Here is a 21,765-nt window from a genome sequence, read left to right as displayed (position 1 = left end):
CGGGCAGCCGACTGTCGGGCCGCACTGCCCGATCGGCCTGGCACGAAGGTGCACAGAAGCGTGCAACGACCACGGGCGGCCGGCCCGAGGGGGAGGAACCGATGGCCGACAGCTTCGAGCCCGCGCCGTCCGGTGCGGCGGAACCCGGTGACGGGGCCGCGCAGGACGCGGGCGCGAACGGCGCGCACGGCACGGCCGGTGTGCCGCGCAAGGAGCCGATCAGGGTTCTCGTGGTGGACGATCACGCGTTGTTCCGGCGGGGACTGGAGATCGTGCTCGCGCAGGAGGAGGACATCCAGGTCATCGGTGAGGCCGGGGACGGTGCGGAGGCGACGGAGAAGGCCGCCGACCTGCTCCCGGACATCGTGCTGATGGATGTGCGGATGCCGAGGCGGGGCGGGATCGAGGCCTGTACCTCCATCAAGGAGGTGGCGCCGAGCGCGAAGATCATCATGCTGACGATGAGCGACGAGGAGGCCGACCTCTACGAGGCGATCAAGGCCGGCGCCACCGGCTATCTCCTCAAGGAGATCTCCACGGACGAGGTCGCCACCGCGATCCGCGCGGTCGCCGACGGGCAGTCGCAGATCAGCCCGTCGATGGCGTCCAAGCTGCTCACCGAGTTCAAGTCGATGATCCAGCGCACGGACGAGCGACGGCTCGTCCCGGCACCGCGGTTGACCGACCGTGAGCTGGAGGTGCTGAAGCTCGTCGCGACCGGGATGAACAACCGGGACATCGCGAAGGAGCTCTTCATCAGTGAGAACACCGTGAAGAACCATGTGCGCAACATCCTGGAGAAGCTCCAACTGCACTCGCGCATGGAGGCCGTGGTGTACGCGATGCGGGAGAAGATCCTGGAGATCCGCTAGCGGTGCCCGGTCGGCCGACCGGCCGGGTCCGGTGTCACGCCACCGCGGCCCGGAGCGCCGTCGCCAGCGCGGGGTCGTCCAGCCGCTCGACGCGCACGCTGTCGCAGCCGACCCATTCCGCGGCCTCGCGCAGCGCCTCGGCCATGGGTTGCACGGCGCGTGCGGAGTCGAGGGTGACCTGACGGGCGATCAGGGTGCTGCCCTCGCGGGCCGGGTCGGCACGTCCGACGAGCCGGCCGCCGGCCAGCAGCGGCATCGCGAAGTAGCCGTGGATGCGCCGGGGTTTGGGGACGTACGCCTCCAGGCGGTGCGTGAAGCCGAAGATGCGCTCGGTGCGCGGCCGGTCCCAGATCAGGGAGTCGAAGGGGGAGAGCAGGGTGGTCCGGTGCCGCCCGCCGCGCGAGAGCTCGGCGAGGGCGGCGGGATCGGCCCACGCGGGTCTGCCCCAGCCCTCGACCTCGACCGGGACCAGGCCGGTGCCGTCGATGACGGCGTCCACCTGCTCGCCCTTGACGCGGTGGTAGTCGGCGAGGTCGGCACGGGTGGCGACGCCCAGGGCCGCGCCGGCCTGGGCGACCAGGCGGCGCAGGCATTCGTCGTCGTCGATGTCGTCGTGGAACAGGGCGTCGGGGACGGCGCGTTCGGCGAGGTCGTAGACGCGCTTCCAGCCGCGGCGCTGCGTGCAGACCACGTCACCGGTGTCGAGCAGCCATTCCACCGCGATCTTCGTCTCGGACCAGTCCCACCAGGGGCCGCCGTTCTTGGCGCCGCCGAGTTCGGTGGAGGTGAGCGGCCCGTCGGTCCTGAGCCGGTCCAGCACCGCGGCGATGGAGCGTTCGGCGTCCTGGAGCACGTGCCAGCGGTGGCCGCGGGCGCGGCGGGCCCTGCGGCGGAAGGCGAAGTGCGGCCATTCCTCGACGGGCAGGATGCACGCGGCGTGCGACCAGTACTCGAAGGCGTGGTTCTCGGTCCAGTACGCCGTCTCGACCGCGGTCCTGCCGACCGCGCCGAGCCGTGCGTAAGGGATGAGTTCGTGGGAGCGGGCGAGGACGGAGATCGTGTCGAGCTGCACCGCGCCGAGCCGCCGCAGTATGCCGCGCACGCCGCCGCGGCGGTCGGGGGCGCCGAGGAACCCCTGGGCGCGCAGTGCCGTGCGGCGGGCTTCGTCGGCGGAGAGCGGAGCGGGCTTGGTCATGCGCCCCAGCGTAGAAGCAGGGTCCGACAGCCGGTCCGGCCGGTCCCGGCCGGTCCCCGGTGCGGCGGGCCGGGTCCGGTCGGCAACCGGTTCCCGGCCCGCCGGGTCACTCGCCCGGGTAAGGCAGGTACGCCGCTCCGCCGTCCATGCCGATGTCGGAGGGCAGCAGTGAGCCGCTCCAGGCGTCCCGCCGGGTCCCCTGGTGCACGATCCGGGCGCGCAGGGTGCCCTCCATGCGGAAGCCCGCCTTGAGGGCGACCGCTCGGGAGCCGTGGTTGCCGGCCTCGGCGTACCACTCGAGCCGTTCGACGCCCAGGTCGTGGAGGGCCCAGCGGACGACGGCCCCGGCGGCCTCGGCGGTCAGGCCGCGGCCGCGGTGCTCCTTGGCGGTCCAGTAGCCGAGCTCGGCCTGGCGTTCCGCGGTGTGCAGGCGCTCCAGTCTCACCAGTCCCATGGCTCCCACGAGGTGTCCCTCGTCGCGGGTGACCACCGCGAAGTTGTAGACCAGGTCGTCGCGCCAGCCATCGGGGCAGATGCGGCCGACGAAGTCCTCGGCGTGCTGGCGGGTGTAGGGGGACGGTACCGAGGTCCAGCGCGGGATCTCGGGGTCCTGGCAGGCGGTGTGGACGGCGTCGGCGTCGGACGGGCCGAAGGGGCGGAGCAGCAGGTGCGCGGTGGTGAGGGTTATCGGTTCCATGCGGCCTCCATGTGCGGGAGTATCCAGGAACGGGTGCCCCGCCACGACCGGATGTCGCCACCTGGGGGTGGCGGTTCGCGGGTGAGAACCGCCCGGCTTGGCGACGGACCTCCCGGCCTGCTGGGGTCCTCGCTTACGATGGCCGTTGCAGCGGGGTGTGACCCGCTGTGCCCAGCGCGAGAACCCGTGCCAGGCCCGACCGGCAAGGAGCCAGCCTACGTGTCCGTCCTCAACAAGATCCTGCGTGCAGGCGAAGGCAAGATCCTGCGCAAGCTGCACCGCATCGCGGACCAGGTCAATTCCATTGAAGAGGACTTCGTCAACCTGACGGACGCCGAGCTGCGGGCCCTCACGGACGAGTACAAGCAGCGTTACGCCGATGGCGAGAGCCTGGACGACCTGCTTCCCGAGGCGTTCGCCACCGTCCGCGAGGCCGCCAAGCGCGTCCTGGGGCAGCGCCACTACGACGTCCAGCTGATGGGCGGCGCCGCCCTGCACCTCGGTTACGTCGCCGAGATGCGCACCGGCGAAGGAAAGACCCTGGTCGGCACGCTGCCGACGTATCTGAACGCGCTGTCCGGCAAGGGCGTGCACCTGATCACCACCAACGACTACCTCGCCGAGCGCGACTCGGAGTGGATGGGCCGGGTGCACCGCTTCCTGGGCCTGAAGGTCGGCTGCATCCTGGCGAACATGAACCCGGGGGAGCGCCGGGAGCAGTACGCCTGCGACATCACGTACGGCACCAACAACGAGTTCGGCTTCGACTACCTGCGCGACAACATGGCGTGGTCGAAGGAAGAACTGGTGCAACGCGGTCACAACTTCGCGGTGGTGGACGAGGTGGACTCGATCCTCATCGACGAGGCCCGTACCCCGCTGATCATCTCGGGTCCGGCGGACCAGGCCACCAAGTGGTACTCGGACTTCGCGCGCCTGGTGACCCGCCTGAAGCCGGGCGAGGCCGGCGGCATGGGCAAGGCGGAGACCGGCGACTACGACTTCGACGAGAAGAAGCGCACCGTCGCGATCCACGAGGTCGGCGTCTCGAAGGTCGAGGACTGGCTGGGCATCGACAACCTCTACGAGTCGGTGAACACCCCGCTGGTGGGCTACCTGAACAACGCCATCAAGGCCAAGGAGCTCTACAAGAAGGACAAGGACTACGTCGTCATGGACGGCGAAGTCATGATCGTCGACGAGCACACCGGCCGTATCCTCGCCGGCCGCCGCTACAACGAGGGCATGCACCAGGCGATCGAGGCGAAGGAGGGGGTGGAGATCAAGGACGAGAACCAGACGCTCGCCACGATCACCCTCCAGAACTTCTTCCGCCTCTACGACAAGCTCTCCGGCATGACCGGTACGGCGATGACCGAGGCCGCCGAGTTCCACCAGATCTACAAGCTCGGCGTGGTCCCGATCCCGACGAACCGCCCCGTGAGCCGTCAGGACCGCGCGGACCTGATCTACCGCACGGAGGAGGCGAAGTTCGCGGCGGTCGTCGAGGACATCGTCGAGAAGCACGAGAAGGGCCAGCCGGTCCTGGTCGGCACGACCTCGGTGGAGAAGTCCGAGTACCTGTCGCAGCAGCTGAACAAGCGCGGTGTGCCGCACGAGGTGCTCAACGCCAAGCAGCACGAGCGTGAGGCGTCGATCGTCGCGCAGGCGGGCCGCAAGGGCGCCGTCACGGTGGCCACCAACATGGCCGGCCGCGGTACGGACATCAAGCTCGGCGGCAACCCGGACGACCTCGCCGAGGCGGAGCTGCGCCAGCGCGGCCTGGACCCGGTGGAGCACGTCGAGGAGTGGGCGCAGGCCCTGCCGGAGGCGCTGGAGCGCGCCGAGGCGGCGGTCAAGGCCGAGTTCGAGGAGGTCAAGGAGCTCGGCGGGCTGTACGTGCTGGGCACCGAGCGCCACGAGTCGCGGCGTATCGACAACCAGCTGCGCGGCCGCTCCGGCCGTCAGGGCGACCCGGGCGAGTCCCGCTTCTACCTCTCCCTCGGTGACGACCTGATGCGCCTGTTCAAGGCGCAGATGGTGGAGCGCGTCATGGCGATGGCGAACGTGCCGGACGACGTGCCGATCGAGAACAAGATGGTCACCCGTGCCATCGCCTCCGCCCAGTCGCAGGTCGAGCAGCAGAACTTCGAGATCCGCAAGAACGTCCTGAAGTACGACGAGGTGCTCAACCGGCAGCGCGAGGTCATCTACGGCGAGCGCCGCCGCGTCCTGGAGGGCGAGGACCTGCACGAGCAGGTGCGTCACTTCATGGACGACACGATCGACGACTACATCGCGATCGAGACGGCCGAGGGCTTCGCCGAGGACTGGGACCTGGACCGGCTGTGGAGCGCCTTCAAGCAGCTCTACCCGATCACGGTGACGGTGGACGACCTGGAGGAGGCCGCCGGCGACCGGGCGGGCATCACCGCCGAGTTCATCGGCGAGATGGCCAAGGACGACATCCACGAGCAGTACGACGCGCGGGAGAAGCAGCTCGGCGAGGAGATCATGCGCGAGCTGGAGCGGCGCGTGGTGCTGTCGGTGCTGGACCGCAAGTGGCGTGAGCACCTGTACGAGATGGACTACCTGCAGGAGGGCATCGGCCTGCGGGCGATGGCGCAGCGCGACCCGCTGGTGGAGTACCAGCGCGAGGGCTACGACATGTTCAAGGCCATGATGGACGGCATCAAGGAGGAGTCCGTCGGCTACCTGTTCAACCTGGAGGTCCAGGTCGAGCAGCAGGTCGAGGAGGTGCCGGTGGACGCCGGTGCCGAGGACATGGTGCCGACCCTGATCAAGCAGGACGCCCGTCCGGAGATCCGCGCCAAGGGCCTGGAGGCCCCGAAGCGGGCGGACCGGCTGCACTTCTCCGCCCCGACGGTGGACGGCGAGGGCGGTGTCGTGCAGGGCGAGTTCGACAACGGCGACGCCGACAGCGACATCCCCGAGTCGGACGGCCTGACCCGGGCGGAGCGCCGTCGCGCCGCCAAGGGCGGCCGGCGCCGCAAGAAGTAGCGGCGGCGTCGAAGGGCACTTCCGCGGTGACGCGGGCGGCCGGGGCCGGACTCCTGCGGGGGCCGGCCCCGGCGGCGTCTCAGCGGGCCTCCACGGCGGTGCAGCGCCAGTGGCCGGGGCCGCCGCCCGGCGGGGCGGCGTCGCGCTCCAGGCGGAAGGCGAGCGCGCGCACGATGCCGGGGGCGAGGGCGACGGTGGCGGCGACCTCGAGGGCCGTGCCGTCGGGGGAGGGCGACACCCGCGGCCTGCCGAGCAGCCGGGGCGTGTGCCCGCGGGCGACGTAGCCCCAGTCGGCGCGGGCGTTCACCAGGTCCCACAGGCGGTCGTAGGCCTCGGGGCGCACGCGTCCCGCGAGGCCGGCGACCGGCCGGCGTCCGGTGAGGACGTCCAGCAGCCGCCCGGCGAACCAGACATGGGGCGGCAGTGCGGTGACGGTGTGCGCGCGGACGGTCGCGCTGGGTGACGAAGTGGTGACAGGCATGTGAGGACCCCCGTGGTCTACCGATTGGTAACCGGGTTGTACGCGGGGTGCCGCACGGTGCGGAAGCCGAGCGGGGGCGGCACGGGAGGTGGGCCGGGATTCACCTATCCGGAGTGCCGCGCACGTATGCTGACGCCATGCGCGTCTACATCCCCACGACCCTTCCCGGCCTGGCCGAGGCGCACAAGGCCGGCGAGCTGGGCCCCGCCCCGCTGGACGCCTTCGCGGTCACCCCGAGCCTGCGCGAGTGGTACGTCTCCGACGACATCGAGGAACTGGAGTACGCGGCCCTGACCCGGGCCGCCCAGAGCTCGCTGCGGCAGCTGGCGCTCACCCCGGACGCGCCGCGCCGCCGTGTCGTGCTCGCCGTGGACGTCGCCGACGCCGCCGTCTCCTTCGACCCCGACCGCGCCCTGGACCCGTCCGCCCTCGGCGCGGTCCGGCTGTCCGCGCCTGTGCCGATGGCGCGGGCCGCGGCGGTGCACGCGGACGCCGACGAGGCCGAGGCGGACATCGCCGCGGCCGCGGGGGCCCTGGGCGCGGCCGACGCCGGGGACGACGACGCGCGCTTCACGGTCGACGGCGCGGAGGACCACGAACTGCTCTGGTACGCCACGCAGGAGATCCCCACGCTGATCGCGTGACCGCCCCGCGGACCGCCCGGAGGCGGCCCCGGCGGGCGCCGGTGTCTACGATGCGGCTTCGTATGTGACCTCGGCACTTGCCTTGGGCCGGGAGGGTCTGGGTACGGTTCCGGATGTGAACGCGCATCTGGTGTGGGACTGGAACGGCACGCTGCTCCACGACATCGACGCGGTGATCGAGGCGACCAACGCCTCCTTCGCCGAGATCGGCCTCCCGCGGATCACGCTGGAGCGCTACCGCGAGCTGTACTGCGTGCCCGTGCCGAAGTTCTACGAGCGGCTCATGGGACGCCTGCCCACCGAGGACGAGTGGGAGGTGATGGACGAGATCTTCCATCGCCACTACTGGGCCCTCGCCGGCACCTGCTGCCTCGCGGAGGGCGCCGCGGAGATCCTGGCCCGCCGGCGGTACGAGGGGCTCACCCAGTCGCTGTGCTCGCTGGCCCCGCACGAGCAGCTGATACCGATCCTGCGCACACACGGCATCGAGAACCACTTCGTGCGCGTGGACGGCCGCACCGAGGGCAGTCACACGGGCAAGTCCGAGCAGATGGCGCGGCACCTGGCGGCGATGGACGGCATAGCGGCGGGCCGGGTCGTGGTCATCGGCGACGCGGTCGACGACGCGGTGGCGGCCCGGCACGTGGGCGCCCTAGCGGTGCTGTACACGGGCGGTTCGCACAGCCGGGCCAGCCTGGAGAAGGCGGGCGTCCCGGTCGTGGACACCCTGCTGGAGGCCGTGGAGACGGCCGAGGCCCTGGTCGCCTGAGGCAGGCGCGGGGCCCCGGCCGCCCGGACCGGCGCCCGCCTCAGGTCACCGGCGCCTTGGCCCGCAGCACGGTCAGGAACTCCCGCATCCACGAGGGGTGGTCCGGCCAGGCGCGGGAGGAGACCACCATGCCGTCCACGACGACGGCGGTGTCCTGGAAGCCGGCGCCCGCCGCCTCCATGTCCATCTCCAGTGCCGGGTAGGCGGTGACGCGGCGCCCGCTGAGGGCGCCCACCGCGGCCGTCAGCAGCGGCCCGTGGCAGATCTGGGCGACGGGCTTGTCGGCGTCGAAGAAGGCCTTGAGCACCTTGCGCAGTTCGGGGTCGTTGCGCAGGTACTCGGGGGCGCGCCCGCCGGGGACGACGACGGCCGCGTACGCGCCGGGGTCGACGTCCGCGAAGGACAGGTCCGCCTGCCAGGTGTAGCCCGGCTTCTCGGTGTAGGTGTCGAAGCCCTCCTCGAAGTCGTGCACGACGAACCGGAGCTTCTTGCGGCTGGGCGCCGCGATGTGCACCTCGTATCCCTCTTCGAGGAGCCGCTGGTACGGGTACATGACTTCGAGCGACTCGGCCGCGTCGCCGGTGACGATCAGGATCTTGGTGGCCATGACCGGGTTTCCCGTCCCTTCCCGTGGCGTGGGTGAACGTCTCGTTACGACCTCCGTACGGTCACCTCCTCAACCTGCACCCGCGCGGCCGGACTGTCCAGTTCGTCAAAGATTGGTTCGTGCTTTTGTACACAAAGAGGCCCTGACAGCCCCCCCGGCCGTAGCGATAGCCTTACAGCGTGATCAGCGCTGATCCATCGATCACCACGACCTACGTCACGCAACGGCGCGCGACAGGGAGCATGAGGACATGCAGACCAAGCTGGACGAAGCCAAGGCCGAGCTGCTGGAACGGGCGGCCCGCGTGGGCCCCGGACCTTCGGCGGGGGGAACGCCGGCTCCCGGCCAAGCAGGGGCGGACGGCAGTGCGGGCCCGGTGAAGGAGGCGCTGGACTCCTTCCTCCAGCGCTACTACCTGCACAGCGCGCCCGAGGACCTCGTCCACCGCGACCCGGTGGACGTCTACGGCGCGGCGCTGTCCCACTACCGCCTCGCCGAGGTGCGCCCGCAGGGCACCGCGAACGTGCGCGTGCACACGCCCTCGGTCGAGGAGAACGGGTGGACCTGCAGCCACACGGTCGTCGAGGTGGTCACCGACGACATGCCGTTCCTCGTCGACTCCGTCACCAATGAGCTGTCCCGGCAGGACCGCGCGATCCACGTGGTCGTCCATCCGCAGATGCTCGTGCGCCGCGACCTGACCGGCAACCTGCTGGAGGTGCTGGAGGCCGTCCCCGGCGACGGCGCCCACCTGCCGCACGACGTGCTGACCGAGTCCTGGATCCACGTCGAGATCGACCGCGAGACCGACCGCGAGGACCTCAAGCAGATCGGCGCCGACCTGCGGCGCGTGCTGTCCGACGTCCGCGAGGCCGTCGAGGACTGGCAGAAGATGCGTGACGGCGCGCTGCGCATCGCCGACGAGCTCGCCGCGACCCCGCCGCCGCTGCCCGAGCAGGAGGTCGGTGAGGCCTGGGAGCTGCTGCGCTGGCTGTCGGACGACCACTTCACCTTCATCGGCTACCGGGAGTACGCGCTCACCACGGAGAGCACCCCCGAGGGCGAGGAGGACGTGCTCACCGCGGTGCCCGGCACCGGGCTCGGCATCCTGCGCTCCGACCCGCACCACCACGACGACGAGGGCCGCCACAACGCGCACCCGGTGTCGCCGTCGTTCAACCGGCTGCCCGTCGACGCCCGCAAGAAGGCCCGCGAGCAGCGGCTGCTGATCATCACCAAGGCGAACAGCCGGGCCACCGTGCACCGGCCGTCGTACCTGGACTACATCGGCGTCAAGAAGTTCGACGCCGACGGCAACGTCATCGGCGAGCGCCGCTTCCTCGGCCTGTTCTCCTCGGCCGCGTACACCGAGTCGGTGCGCCGGGTGCCGGTCATCCGGCGCAAGGTCGCCGAGGTGCTGGAGGGCGCCGGGGTCTCGCCGGACAGCCACGACGGCCGCGACCTGCTGCAGATCCTGGAGACCTACCCGCGCGACGAGCTGTTCCAGACCTCGCCGGACGAGCTGCGGCAGACCGTCACCAGCGTGCTGTACCTCCAGGAGCGCCGCCGGCTGCGGCTGTTCCTGCGGCAGGACGAGTACGGGCGCTACCTGTCCGCGCTGGTCTACATGCCGCGCGACCGTTTCACCACGGCGTCCCGGTTGCGGCTGACGGACATCCTCAAGGAGGAACTCAACGGCGTCACCGTCGACTTCACCGCCTGGAGCACCGAGTCGGTGCTCTCCCGGCTGCACTTCGTGGTCCGGGTCGCCCCCGGCACCCGGCTGCCGCAGCTCAGCGAGGGCGATGTCGACCGTATCGAGGGCCGGCTGACGGAGGCCGTGCGCTCCTGGTCCGACGGCTTCGCCGAGGCGCTGAACGCCGAGTGCGGCGAGGAGCGCGCCGCCGAGATGAACCGCCGCTACGCGCAGGCCTTCCCCGACGGCTACCGCGCCGACTTCAGCCCGCGTGCCGCCGTCGCCGACCTGCAGCACCTGGAGCGGCTCAACGGCGAGGACTTCTGCCTCAGCCTGTACGAGCCGGTCGGCGCCGCCCCCGGCGAGCGCCGTTTCAAGATCTACCGCACCGGTGCGCCGGTGTCGCTGTCCGCGGTGCTGCCGGCGCTCCAGCGCCTGGGCGTCGAGGTCACCGACGAGCGCCCCTACGAGCTGCGCCGCACGCCCTCCTCGTCGCAGGACGGCGAGGAGCACGCGGGCCGCGCCTGGATCTACGACTTCGGGCTGCGCATCGACCCCTCGCTCGGCGACCTCGGGGACGACGCACGCGAGCGCTTCCAGGACGCCTTCACCGCGACCTGGACCGGTCAGGCCGAGAACGACGGCTTCAACTCGCTGGTGCTGAGCGCCGGTCTGACCTGGCGCCAGGCGATGGTGCTGCGCGCCTACGCCAAGTACCTGCGGCAGGCCGGCACGGCCTTCTCGCAGGACTACATGGAGGACACCCTCCGCAACAACGTCCACACCACCCGGCTGCTGGTCAACCTCTTCCAGGCGCGCCTGTCCCCGGACCACCAGCGGGCCGGCAGCGAGCTGACCGACGCCCTGCTGGAGGAGGTGGACGCCGCCCTGGACCAGGTCGCGAGCCTGGACGAGGACCGCATCCTGCGCTCCTTCCTCACGCTGATCAAGGCGACGCTGCGCACCAACTACTTCCAGCGCGCGGACGGCGGCAAGCCGCACGCCTACCTGTCGATGAAGTTCGACCCGCAGGCGATCCCGGACCTGCCCGCGCCGCGCCCGGAGTACGAGATCTGGGTGTACTCCCCGCGGGTGGAGGGCGTGCACCTGCGCTTCGGCAAGGTCGCCCGCGGCGGTCTGCGCTGGTCCGACCGGCGCGAGGACTTCCGTACCGAGGTGCTGGGCCTGGTCAAGGCGCAGATGGTGAAGAACACCGTCATCGTGCCGGTCGGCGCGAAGGGCGGCTTCGTCGGCAAGCGGCTGCCCGACCCGGCGGCCGACCGCGACGCGTGGCTGGCCGAGGGCATCGCCTCGTACAAGACCTTCATTTCCGGTCTCCTCGACATCACCGACAACCTGGTGGGCGGCCAGGTCGTGCCGCCGGCCGACGTGGTCCGCCACGACGGCGACGACACCTACCTGGTGGTCGCGGCCGACAAGGGCACCGCGTCGTTCTCCGACATCGCCAACGAGGTCGCGAACTCCTACGGTTTCTGGCTCGGCGACGCGTTCGCCTCCGGCGGCTCGGTCGGCTACGACCACAAGAAGATGGGCATCACGGCCCGCGGCGCGTGGGAGTCCGTCGAGCGGCACTTCCGCGAGATGGGCCACGACACCCAGAACGAGGACTTCACCGTCGTCGGCGTCGGCGACATGTCCGGTGACGTCTTCGGCAACGGCATGCTGCTCAGCGAGCACATCCGGCTGGTCGCGGCCTTCGACCACCGGCACATCTTCCTCGACCCGACGCCGGACGCGGCGGTGTCCTTCGCCGAGCGCCGCCGGATGTTCGAGCTGCCGCGGTCCTCGTGGGCGGACTACGACGCCAAGCTGATCTCGGCGGGCGGGGGGGTCTTCCCGCGCAGCGCGAAGGCGATCACGCTCACCCCGCAGATCCGCAAGGCGCTCGGCATCGAGCAGCCGGCGGCGAAGATGACCCCGGCCGACCTGATGAAGGCGATCCTCAAGGCCCCGGTGGACCTGCTGTGGAACGGCGGCATCGGCACCTACGTCAAGTCGTCCACCGAGTCGCACCTGGACGTCGGCGACAAGGCCAACGACGCCATCCGCGTGGACGGCGCGGAGGTCCGCGCCAAGGTCATCGGCGAGGGCGGCAACCTGGGCCTGACCCAGCTCGGCCGCATCGAGTTCGCCCTGGCCGGGGGCCGGGTCAACACCGACGCCATCGACAACAGCGCCGGTGTGGACGCCTCCGACCACGAGGTCAACATCAAGATCCTGCTCAACGCGGTCGTCGCCGAGGGCGACATGACGGTCAAGCAGCGCAACACCCTGCTGGCCGAGATGACCGACGAGGTCGGCTCCCTGGTGCTGCGCAACAACTACGCGCAGAACGTGGCGCTGGCCAACAGCATGGCCCAGTCGGCCAGTCTGCTCCACGCCCAGCAGCGCTTCATCCGCAGGCTGGTGCGCGACGGCAAGCTGGACCGGGCGCTGGAGTTCCTGCCGACCGACCGGCAGATCCGCGAGCGGCTGGCCGCCGGCCAGGGCCTGACCCAGCCGGAGCTGGCCGTCCTGCTGGCCTACACCAAGATCACCGCGGCGGAGGAGCTGCTCGCCACCGGCCTGCCGGACGACCCGTACCTGCGGCGGCTGCTGGACGCGTACTTCCCGACGGCGCTCGGCGAGCGCTTCGCCGCGCAGATCGACGGTCACGCGCTGCGCCGCGAGATCATCACGACGGTGCTGGTCAACGACACCGTCAACACCGGCGGCAGCACCTTCCTCCACCGCTTCAAGGAGGAGACCGGGGCCACCAGCGAGGAGATCGTGCGGGCGCACACCGCGGCCCGCGCGATCTTCGGGCTGAACCGGATCTGGGACGACGTCGAGGCCCTCGACAACGTCGTGCCGGCCGATGTCCAGACCCGCGTCCGGCTGCACTCGCGGCGGCTGGTGGAGCGGGCCTCGCGCTGGCTGCTCAACAACCGCCCGCAGCCGCTGCGGATCGCGGAGACCATCGAGTTCTTCCATGACGGGGTCACCCGGGTCTGGGCCGAGCTGCCCAAGCTGCTGCGCGGCGCGGACCTGGAGTGGTACCAGTCGATCCACGACGAGCTCACCGGCGCGGGCGTGCCGGAGGAACTGGCCACCAAGGTGGCCGGGTTCTCCTCCGCCTTCCCGGCGCTGGACATCGTGGACGTCGCCGACCGCAGCGGCAAGGACGCGCTGGCGGTGGCCGAGGTCTACTACGACCTGGCCGACCGCCTGCAGATCACGCAGCTGCTGGACCGGATCATCGAGCTGCCGCGCGCCGACCGGTGGCAGTCCATGGCCCGTGCCTCCATCCGCGAGGACCTGTTCGCCGCGCACGCCGCGCTGACGGCGGACGTGCTCTCGGTGGGCAACGGCTCCTCCACGCCGGAGCAGCGCTTCAAGACGTGGGAGGAGGCCAGGGGTGCCCTGGTCGCCCGGGCCCGCACCACCCTGGACGAGATCCGGGGGTCGGAGGCGTTCGACCTGGCGAACCTGTCGGTGGCGATGCGGACCTTCCGCACGCTGCTGCGCACGCACCGCTGACGGTCCCCGCCGCGGGCCGCCGCACGGCGAAGGGGCCGGGGGTCTTCCCCCGGCCCCTTCGCCGTCGGCCCGCGTTCTCTTGTCACCCGATCCGGTAGAGGCGTTCGCGCGTGTGCGGGCCGGTGGCGACCAGCGAGGCGCCGGGCGGGACGGGGGCCCTGGGCGCCGTCATGATCCAGCGGACGTGGTAGCGGCGGGCGATGGCCTGCCGCTGGTCCGGTGCGGTCGTCGGGGCCAGGAAGGTGCGGACGTCGGCGGCGCGGCGCCCCCGTTCCGCCGCCGTGGTCGACGGGTCGGGCCAGGTGGGGGCGACCAGGAACGCGCCGTAGGCCGGCATCACATGGGCGGGCCCGTAGGCGTCGGTCAGGAGGACGTCGCCGGGCGCCACGTGCCGCTGCGCCCACTGGTAGCTCGGCCACTGGCTCAGCCGCTGCAGGTGCACCGCCGGGGGCACGAAGCGCTTCGGGACGATCGCGCCGGCCTGCGCCACCAGGCCCACGCACGCGGCCACGGCGGCCAGCGGCGCCAGCACCGTGCGCAGCAGCGTCCACGGCGGGGCCTCGGCGAGTTCGACGGCCAGCGCGAACTGCAGCGGCACCAGCAGCAGCCCGAAGATCCGCCCGTAGGAGTACTCGCCGCTGAACCAGCCGTACGCGGCGACCGCGCAGTCCCCGGCGAACATCAGCACCAGCGGGTCCAGCGGGTTCAGCCGCAGCCGGTACAGCAGCGCCGGCAGACCGGCCAGGGCGAGCCCGTACCACTGCCACAGGTCGCCGTAGAGCTGCCGGTGGATCCCGTCGACCGTGGGGTCGCCCAGCAGCGCGGAGAGGCTGAAGTACGGCCACCAGCCGGCGACCGCGAAGGCGACGGCGGCCGTCAGCGCCCAGCGGCCCAGGATCCCGGCGACGATCGGGGTCTGCTGGAGGCCGAGCACCAGGGCGGCCACGCCGATGACCGCGCCCATCGCCGTGAACGGGTGGACGAGCAGGATGACGCCCAGCAGCAGGCCGAGCCCGGTGTGCAGCCACGGACCGCCGACGCCGCGCCGCGCGGTGCGGGCGGTGATCGCCCACGTCCAGAACGTCAGGCCGATCGCGAACGCGCTCGGGTAGGTCAGCCCGAGGGTCATCGACTGGAGCCCGAGGAAGCCGCTCCACTCCTTGTGCTCCGGCCCCCACAGCAGCACGAACGCCGCCAGCGCCAGCACCGGCGCCCAGCGCCGCGTGCTGAGGGTGCGGGTGAAGGCGCCGATGCCGCTGACGACCAGGGCGAGGTTGAGCGGGCCGCAGCCCTTCAGCAGCTGCCAGCCCGGCACCCCGGTGAGCTTGCTCAGCAGCCCCAGCAGCACCGTGTACGGAGTGAAGTAGGGGCTGCCGGCGCCGGGCATGTCGAGCAGCGGGTTGGACGGGTGCCGCCAGTCCGCCGCGATCCGCTCGATCGCGGCGGCGTGCTGCCCGAAGTCGGCGGCGGGCACGGCGTCCCACGTCCGCAGGGCCACCACCAGCCAGAACAGGGTGCCCAGAATCAGGTACGGCGAGGGGCGCCGCACCCGGCGCAGCTCGTAGGTCTGGATACGCCAGTCCCGCTGGGTCGTCAGAACGCCGGTCACGCAGCCCTCCCGGCCGTCGTCAGCTCGTCATCACGATGTTCGGCCGTGGCATGCGGTGCTGCATCCCCGACGGGTCCGTACGGGGACGTGTCCCCGCGTCCCGCCACTCGTTCGTGGGAGGGGGCTGCGGCCGACTGGCCGCCCCTGGGCCGCGCCCTTCTGAGGGGCCGTCGGCCGGGACGGCGGGCGTGGAGCGGGGCACGGGGTCCGGCTCAGTCGCGTGCGGTGTCCGGCAGGCCGAGGAGGCGGTCGGTGGCGCGGGCGGCGGCCCGGCCGTCGTCGAGGTGGCAGAACGTCGCGCGGAAGTGGGCGTACGCGTCGGCGCTGTGCCGTGCCACGGTGTCCAGGTCGCGCAGCGCGCCGGCGACCTCGGCGGTGGAGTGCAGCAGCGGACCGGGCGCCTGGGCCTCGAAGTCTGGGTAGAAGCCGCGCAGGGTGTCGCGGACGTGCTCCAGGTCGGGGACGAGGAAGAGCATCGGGCGGCCGGTGTTGGCGAAGTCCGCGGCGAGCGAGGCGTAGTCGGTGACCAGCACGTCGGCGAGCAGCAGCAGTTCGGCCGCGTCGGGGTGCGCGGACACGTCGCGGGCGAAGCCGGAGCGTCCGGGCCGCAGCCGGTCGGCGACCAGCGGGTGCGAGCGGTACAGCAGCACGTGGTCCCGGCCGAGGGCGGCCTCGGCCTCCGCCAGGTCCAGGTGCGGGGAGCGGCGGTAGTGGCCGGCGTCGTACGCGAGGTCGTCGCGCCGGGTCGGGGCGTACAGCACGACGGTGCGGCCCCGCGGGATGCCCAGCCGGTCCCGCAGCGCGGCGGCGATCTTGTCGCGGTCGTCGGCGAACAGCACGTCGGTGCGCGGCAGTCCGGTCTCGGCGACCTCGCCGTCGAAGGCGAGCGCCGTGCGCAGCGCGCCCGTGCCGGCCGTGTTCGGCGACAGCAGCACGCTCCACTGGCGGCCCGTGTCGTGGGGCGGGCGCGGCAGGTGGGGCAGGTCCGCGCACAGGGTGCCGGCCAGGTCGCGGCCGGTGCGCTTGACCGGTGTGCCGTGCCAGGTCTGGAGCACCCGCTGGTCGGGGCGGCGGACGAACCACTGCGGCAGATGCGTGTTGGTCACCACGTAGCGGCTGCGCGCCAGCGCCTCGTACCAGGCCGCGCTGTGCAGGACCACCGGCCGCGCTGTCCCCGGCGGCACGGCCTGGCCGTCCCGCACCACCCACAGGTGCTCCAGGCCGTCGGCCTCGGGGCGGCGCAGCAGTTCCTCGTGGACGGCGCGCGGGGAGTCGCCGCAGGAGCGGCCGCCGAAGGAGCTGTACAGCACGGTCTCGCGGCGCGGTAGGCCCCGGGCGCGCGGGTAGTGCGTCTCGCGCAGCACGCGCTGCCGGTACGGGCCGCGCTGCGGCTCCGGCACGGTCGGGCCGGCCGCCACGAACAGCCGGTCGTGCAGGCGCCGGTCCACGGTGAACGCCTTGCCGCCGGAGCCCGCCGCCATCGGCAGCGCGTCGAACACGCCGGGGGCCACCCGCACGGGCGCGTCGTGCGCGCCGGCGCGCAGCCACAGGTCCCAGCGGCCCTCGGCCAGCGGCACGGTCCCGGCGAGCGTCTCGATCCGGCCGGGGCGCGCGGTCGCGGTGAAGCGGCGGCCCTCGCGGTGCGGGGGCCGGCCCGCCGGGTCCAGGGGCGCGGCGGTGCCGTCCAGCCGTACCGGGAAGGTGTGCTCGACGCTGAACGTGCCGTGGCGCAGCACCAGTTCGGCCCGTCCGGCGGCGGTGTCCGGAGAGAGCCGCCCCGTGAGGACGAGGGCGCCCTCGGCGGTCCAGCCGACGGCGTCCACGACCGGCTGGGGTGTGCGGTCGCGCAGCACCAGCCGGCCCGCGGTGTCGGCCTCGACCAGCAGTTCGCGGCGGACACCGCCGAACCGGGCGTCCGTGCCGAGCGGGTAGTGGCCGGCGGGCAGGTCCCCGTCGAGATGGACCGGGTCGGTGCCGCCCGGCCGCATCAGGACGGCCTCCCAGGTCTCGGTGGTCTCCGGGGCGATCTGCCGGGGGCCCGGCTCCAGCGCGGGCCGGACGTCCGCGAGGTCGGCGAGGGGCACGCGGACCCGGCGGACGCCGTGGTCCGGGTCCTGAAGCGGATACGTGCGGAGCACCCGCGTCGAGGCGAGCGTCAGGCGCAGCGCGGTCGCGTCCGGCGCGCCGGTGACGTCCAGCTCCACCGTGCCGTCGGGGCCCGCCCGGTGGTCCGTCACCGCCCCGGTCACCGGCTCCACCGACAGGTGCAGCCGCCCGGCCCGGTGGTACGGCACCACGCGGGTCCCGTCGCCCGCCGGGTACGACTGCGGGGAGGCACCGGAGCCGGATTCCGCGGCGCGCAGTCCCGCCGTGCGGATGACGCCTCTCGCCGCGACGACCACCGCGATCCGCCACCGGCCCGGCCGCAGCCGCGCCGGGTCGACGGTGATCTCGAAGCCCGACCAGTCGTAGCAGTGTTCCTCCTGGCGCGAGCCGGTCGTCGCGGCCGGTTCCTGGTGGATGCGCACCGGCAGCAGCAGCGCCTTGACCCGGCGGCGCCGGCCGTTCAGGGCGACGGCGGTGATGTGGGCGTCGCCGGGCTGCCCGGCGTCGATGTTGTGCAGGTAGGCGTGGCCGCGCAGCACCAGCCGGCCGTTCTCCCGCGCCACTTCGGCGACCTCGGCGTGCACGGGCAGGTCCGTGCGGCGCAGCCGTGCCACGGACGGGGGCAGCGCCATCGGGGTGCCGTCCGCGGCGGGGACCACCGCGCGCTTGCGCAACGGCGGCCCGGCGACGGAGAAACCGGCGGGGTTGGCGCGCTGGTGGTCCAGGAACGCGACGAGGTCGTCGATCCGGTCCTTGGCGACCAGGTGCCACACGATCCGCTGCGCGACGGGGAGTTCGGGGAAGACGCCGCGGTCGACACTGCCGAGGAAGTCCCGGGTGCGCTCCATGAACACCCGCCGGTACTCCGGGCCCGCCGTCGGCAGCGCCTCGACGAGGTCCTGGAGGTCGTCGGTGAGCACCGAGCGGTCGTAGGCGCGCTTGCGTGCGGCGCGGCCGGGGTGCGCCGGGTCGGCGAGGAAGCGGCTGACCGCGTCGACGGCGGCGACGCGGTCAGCCGCGCCGCGCACGGACCGCACATCGGTGAGGCGCCGGGTGAGCGCACCGGCGTCCGACCGCCGGTAGCAGACGTGGTCGTGCAGGACGTCCACGGCCTCGGCGAGGAAGTGCGCGGGCAGGGTGAGGGGGGCGTCCGGGTACAGCACGCCCTCGGGGAAGGCGAGTTGGTGCCGGTCCCAGAAGTCGCGGCGGAAGACCTTGTTCCAGGCGGCCCGGTCGGAGAGCAGGCCGGGGTCCCGGGTGACGTGGGTGCGCGGCACGTTCCGCGTCAGCTCGCGCCGCGGCCAGGCCTCGGTGCGGCCGTCCTCGGTGAGCCGCCACGCGTTGCCGGTGGCGAAGTCCGAGCAGGAGGCGTCCAGCATCCGCACCAGCGTCTCGTACGCGCGCGGCGGCAGGACGTCGTCCCCGTCGAGGAACGCGAGGTAGGTGCTGCCCGGATCGGCGTGCCGGACACCGGTGTTGCGGGCGTGCCCGAGTCCCGCGGCGTCCTGGCGGACCAGCCGGAAGCGGGGGTCGCGGTCGGCGAAGGAGCGCGCGACGGCGGCGCCGGCGTCGGTGGAGCCGTCGTCCACGACCACGACGTCGAGCGCGTCGAGGGTCTGCGCGGCCACCGAGCGCAGGCACTCCGCCACGTGCGCCTCGACGTTGTGGACCGGGACGACGACGGTGAGGCGGGGCGTGCGCGAGGCCATCGGCTGACGTGACCCTTTCCGGGTACGGGCGGCGTGCGGGAACGAGGGGTTCAACTCGCCCCGGCCGCGTCGGTCACCTCCGCTGGGCCGAACGGGTGAACCGCGGAGTGCCCGGGTGGGCGCTTCAGGCGCCGGGTGCGGGGTCGCGGGTCTGGTCGTACTCGCCGTCGAACTCGTGGGCGCGGCTGTGTTCGTGGGCCTGGGTCCGGGCCAGGTCCGGGGTGGGGGGCCTCCGGCGGCACGACGCGTCCGGCCGGGTCGGTTGCCTCCGCTGGGGCGGTTGCCCGGTTGGGGGCCTCAGGCGCCGGGTGCGGGGTCGCGGGTCTGGTCGTACACGTTGCCGAAGTCCTGGGCGTGGCCGTGCTTGTGGGCCTGGGTCCGGGAGGACCCGGCGTACGACGTGCCCGGCCGGGCCGCTTGCCTCCGCTGGGGCGGTTGCCCTGAGGGGCGCCTCAGCCGCCGGGTGCCGGGTCGCGGGTTTGGTCGTACACGCCGCCGAAGTCCTGGGCGCGGCTGTGTTCGTGGGCCTGCGCCCGGGCCAGGTCCGGGGCGGGGGCCGGGCGGCGGGCCTCCGGGGGTACGACCGGTGGCAGCCCGCCGGGCTCGCCCAGGAAGACCCGGCGGACGACGCGCTCGGCCGCGTGCCCGTCGTCCCACGGGCAGTAGCGCGCCCGGAAGGCCGCCCGCAGCCGGGTGGACTCCGGGCCGCGCCAGGCGCCGGTGCGGAGGACGGCGAGGAGTTCGTCCGCGGACCCGGCGACCGGTCCCGGCGGCTCGGCGGTGATGTCGAGGTAGGCGCCGCGCGCGATCCGGCAGGCCGTCCAGTCCTCGGCGTGCACGACGACCGGCCGGTCCAGGACGGCGTAGTCGAACATCAGGGACGCGTAGTCGGTGATCAGCCCGTCGGAGGCCAGGCACAGTTCCTGCACGCTGCGGTGCGCGGAGACGTCGAGCACGTTGCCCGGCAGGTCCTCGGGGAGGCCGGCCGCCCACCCGCGGTACAGGACGGCGAATCCGGGGCCCAGTTCCCGGCCGAGGCGCGCCGGGTCGGCGGCCGGGCGGAAGCCGTGCCGGTGGTCGCGGTGGGCCGGGGCGTACAGCAGGGCGGTGACGCCCTCGGGCAGGCCGAGGGCGGCGCGCAGGCGCAGTACGTCCTCCGCGGACGCCTGGAGCAGCACGTCGTTGCGGGGCTGGCCGTACTCCAGGGTGGCGTATCCGGCCGGGTAGGCGCGTTCCCAGACCACCGAGGAGTGCGGGTTGGCCGACAGGCAGTAGTCCCAGCGGTCGGTGTGGGCGAGCATGCGGGCGAAGTCCCGGCCGGCCGAGGCGGCCGGGTCGTCCTGCACGTCCAGGCCCATGTGGCCGAGCGGGGTGCCCTGGTGGGTGTGCAGGTTCACCTGGCCCGGGCGCTTGACGTACGCGTGCGGGAAGTTGACGTTGTTGACCAGGTACGTGGCACGGGCCAGCGCCGTCCAGTACGCGGGGGAGTCCGGCTGGACGCGGCGCACCCCGGGCGGCAGCGTGCCGGCGTGCTCCGGCGTGGTGATCCAGGCGGTGCGCAGGTGCGGGGCGAGGCCGCGGACGGCGGTCTCCACGGCGGCGGGGTTGCAGGCGTAGCCGCCGTACCGGTCGGCGGCGAAGACCGCGAGCCGCGGGTCCAGGGGGCGGTGCCGCTGGAGGCGGTAGTGCGTTCGCAGGGCGGCCGCGCGCCCCGCGAGGCGGGCGGTCCGCGCCAGTGCGCGCAGCCGCCGGCGCAGGGTCCCGGCGGCCCGTACGGCGTCGAAGACATGGCGGGCGCCGAGCCGCACCAGCAGCCGCCGGGGCCCGCCGGCGCGGCCGGGTTCCTGGGGGCGCAGTCGGCGCAGGGTCCGCCCGCAGCGCTCGAAGTACGCGGCGCGCGACGAACGGGGCAGCCGGCCGGGGCTGTTGTAGATCAGCAGCAGGTGGTCGGCCATCCGCCGGTGGAGCGCGGGCCGCCACCGGTCGTGCACGGGATGGCGGTCGAGGTGGTCGAAGAGCCGCTCGTACTGGTCGAAGACGTCGAAGTGGCGGCTGCTCGTGGTGTGCCGGATGCTGCCGCGGCGCCGCTGCCGGTGGTGCACGCAGACCCGGTCGAGCACCGCGACGCTGCCGGCGCCGAGCAGCGCCGGGTAGGTCCACGGCACGTCCTCGTACCAGCCGGGCGGGAAGGACAGGCCGTGCCGTTCGACGAACTCCCTCCGGTAGGCCTTGTTCCAGGCCACCGGCGGCAGCCGCAGCAGTTCGGGGCGGTCGGTGAGGGGGCCGGGCGGCGGTCCGCCGTGGGAGAGCAGGTGGGAGCGGCGGTCGCGGGCGACGCGGCCGTCCCAGTAGGTGCGGGCGTGGTCGAAGACCAGCACGTCGGGTCCCGCCGTCTCGGCCAGCCGGTCGGCGACGGCCCGCAGCGCACCGGGGGCGAGGGTGTCGTCGCCGTCGAGGAAGAGCAGGTAGTCGCCGGTGGCGTGGGCGGTGCCGGCGTTGCGGGCGCGTCCGGCGCCGGTGTTCTCGGCCAGGTGCACGGCGACGACCCGGTGGTCGCGGGCCGCGTACGAGTCGATGATCGCGCCGCAGCCGTCGGGGGAGCGGTCGTCGACGGCGATCAGTTCGACGTCGGTGAAGCTCTGGCCGAGCACGGACTCCAGGCACTCGTGCAGATAGGCCTGCACCTGGTGGACGGGCACGATGACGCTGAACCGGGGCAAGGCAGCACATCCGTAGGATCGACGTACGCGGCTTGTGCCCGTTATATCCCTTCGGGTGTGCCGCGTCCGGCGACCGTTCCGGCCACGGAGTGTTGCCGG

Annotated in this window: 12 protein-coding genes; 5 read left to right on the top strand and 7 right to left on the bottom strand. The window is 72.9% G+C overall.

Annotated features, from left to right (window positions below; translation table 11 throughout):
- The first annotated feature begins 101 nt into the window (after positions 1 to 101).
- Positions 102 to 872 (top strand): response regulator, encoded by a 771-nt coding sequence (locus tag ACIP9H_RS05415; protein WP_401596978.1) that lies wholly within the window; start codon positions 102 to 104, stop codon positions 870 to 872.
- Positions 873 to 906: 34 nt separating this feature from the next.
- Here ACIP9H_RS05415 and ACIP9H_RS05410 read toward each other — a convergent pair whose 3' ends face one another.
- Both ACIP9H_RS05410 and ACIP9H_RS05405 read right to left on the bottom strand, forming a co-directional pair.
- Positions 907 to 2,067, bottom strand: a complete 1,161-nt coding sequence (locus ACIP9H_RS05410; RefSeq protein ID WP_401596981.1) for a winged helix-turn-helix domain-containing protein — start codon at positions 2,065 to 2,067, stop codon at positions 907 to 909.
- Between the two features lie 106 nt (positions 2,068 to 2,173).
- Complete coding sequence (locus ACIP9H_RS05405) at positions 2,174 to 2,764, bottom strand: GNAT family N-acetyltransferase (RefSeq protein WP_401596984.1); 591 nt, start codon at positions 2,762 to 2,764, stop codon at positions 2,174 to 2,176.
- 219 nt (positions 2,765 to 2,983) lie between these two features.
- On the opposite strand from ACIP9H_RS05405, the gene secA reads away from it, so the two are divergent.
- Positions 2,984 to 5,785 carry a preprotein translocase subunit SecA gene (secA, locus tag ACIP9H_RS05400; protein ID WP_401596987.1) on the top strand — a complete coding sequence of 934 codons (2,802 nt, stop codon included), beginning with the start codon at positions 2,984 to 2,986 and terminating at the stop codon, positions 5,783 to 5,785.
- 79 nt (positions 5,786 to 5,864) lie between these two features.
- Here the strand turns inward: secA and ACIP9H_RS05395 are convergent, their stop codons facing one another.
- A complete protein-coding gene (locus ACIP9H_RS05395; protein WP_401596990.1) occupies positions 5,865 to 6,266 on the bottom strand; it encodes an Rv3235 family protein in 402 nt (133 codons plus the stop codon).
- Between the two features lie 137 nt (positions 6,267 to 6,403).
- Between ACIP9H_RS05395 and ACIP9H_RS05390 the strand changes: the two genes are divergently transcribed.
- Both ACIP9H_RS05390 and ACIP9H_RS05385 read left to right on the top strand, forming a co-directional pair.
- Positions 6,404 to 6,910 (top strand): DUF6912 family protein, encoded by a 507-nt coding sequence (locus tag ACIP9H_RS05390; RefSeq protein ID WP_360915370.1) that lies wholly within the window; start codon positions 6,404 to 6,406, stop codon positions 6,908 to 6,910.
- Between the two features lie 115 nt (positions 6,911 to 7,025).
- Positions 7,026 to 7,679 (top strand): HAD family hydrolase, encoded by a 654-nt coding sequence (locus ACIP9H_RS05385; protein WP_360915367.1) that lies wholly within the window; start codon positions 7,026 to 7,028, stop codon positions 7,677 to 7,679.
- Positions 7,680 to 7,719: 40 nt separating this feature from the next.
- Here ACIP9H_RS05385 and ACIP9H_RS05380 read toward each other — a convergent pair whose 3' ends face one another.
- On the bottom strand, positions 7,720 to 8,286 hold the full coding sequence (locus tag ACIP9H_RS05380; protein WP_360915364.1) for a DJ-1/PfpI family protein: 567 nt from the start codon (positions 8,284 to 8,286) through the stop codon (positions 7,720 to 7,722).
- 250 nt (positions 8,287 to 8,536) lie between these two features.
- On the opposite strand from ACIP9H_RS05380, the gene ACIP9H_RS05375 reads away from it, so the two are divergent.
- Positions 8,537 to 13,522, top strand: coding sequence for an NAD-glutamate dehydrogenase (locus tag ACIP9H_RS05375; protein WP_401596994.1), 4,986 nt, complete (start codon positions 8,537 to 8,539; stop codon positions 13,520 to 13,522).
- An 82-nt stretch (positions 13,523 to 13,604) separates the two neighbouring features.
- On the opposite strand, the gene ACIP9H_RS05370 is transcribed toward ACIP9H_RS05375, so the two are convergent.
- The 3 genes from ACIP9H_RS05370 to ACIP9H_RS05360 form a co-directional block, all read right to left on the bottom strand.
- A complete protein-coding gene (locus ACIP9H_RS05370) occupies positions 13,605 to 15,131 on the bottom strand; it encodes a hypothetical protein (protein ID WP_401957603.1) in 1,527 nt (508 codons plus the stop codon).
- A 212-nt stretch (positions 15,132 to 15,343) separates the two neighbouring features.
- Entirely contained in the window at positions 15,344 to 18,946 is a 3,603-nt protein-coding gene (locus tag ACIP9H_RS05365; protein WP_401957600.1) for a CDP-glycerol glycerophosphotransferase family protein, read from the bottom strand.
- A gap of 452 nt (positions 18,947 to 19,398) precedes the next feature.
- Positions 19,399 to 21,666, bottom strand: coding sequence for a CDP-glycerol glycerophosphotransferase family protein (locus ACIP9H_RS05360; RefSeq protein WP_401957597.1), 2,268 nt, complete (start codon positions 21,664 to 21,666; stop codon positions 19,399 to 19,401).
- Positions 21,667 to 21,765: the final 99 nt, after the last annotated feature.

The sequence above is a fragment of the Streptomyces sp. NPDC088732 genome (assembly GCF_044751205.1).
Lineage (GTDB): Bacteria > Actinomycetota > Actinomycetes > Streptomycetales > Streptomycetaceae > Actinacidiphila.
This window is presented reverse-complemented; position numbering and strand designations above follow the sequence as displayed.

Coding starts and splice junctions, on each gene's coding strand:
- ACIP9H_RS05375 (WP_401596994.1), top strand. CDS start 8,537: ATGCAGACCAAGCTGGACGAAGCCAAGGCCGAGCTGCTGGAACGGGCG.
- ACIP9H_RS05365 (WP_401957600.1), bottom strand. CDS start 18,946: ATGGCCTCGCGCACGCCCCGCCTCACCGTCGTCGTCCCGGTCCACAAC.
- ACIP9H_RS05405 (WP_401596984.1), bottom strand. CDS start 2,764: ATGGAACCGATAACCCTCACCACCGCGCACCTGCTGCTCCGCCCCTTC.
- ACIP9H_RS05410 (WP_401596981.1), bottom strand. CDS start 2,067: ATGACCAAGCCCGCTCCGCTCTCCGCCGACGAAGCCCGCCGCACGGCA.
- ACIP9H_RS05380 (WP_360915364.1), bottom strand. CDS start 8,286: ATGGCCACCAAGATCCTGATCGTCACCGGCGACGCGGCCGAGTCGCTC.
- ACIP9H_RS05395 (WP_401596990.1), bottom strand. CDS start 6,266: ATGCCTGTCACCACTTCGTCACCCAGCGCGACCGTCCGCGCGCACACC.
- ACIP9H_RS05390 (WP_360915370.1), top strand. CDS start 6,404: ATGCGCGTCTACATCCCCACGACCCTTCCCGGCCTGGCCGAGGCGCAC.
- ACIP9H_RS05415 (WP_401596978.1), top strand. CDS start 102: ATGGCCGACAGCTTCGAGCCCGCGCCGTCCGGTGCGGCGGAACCCGGT.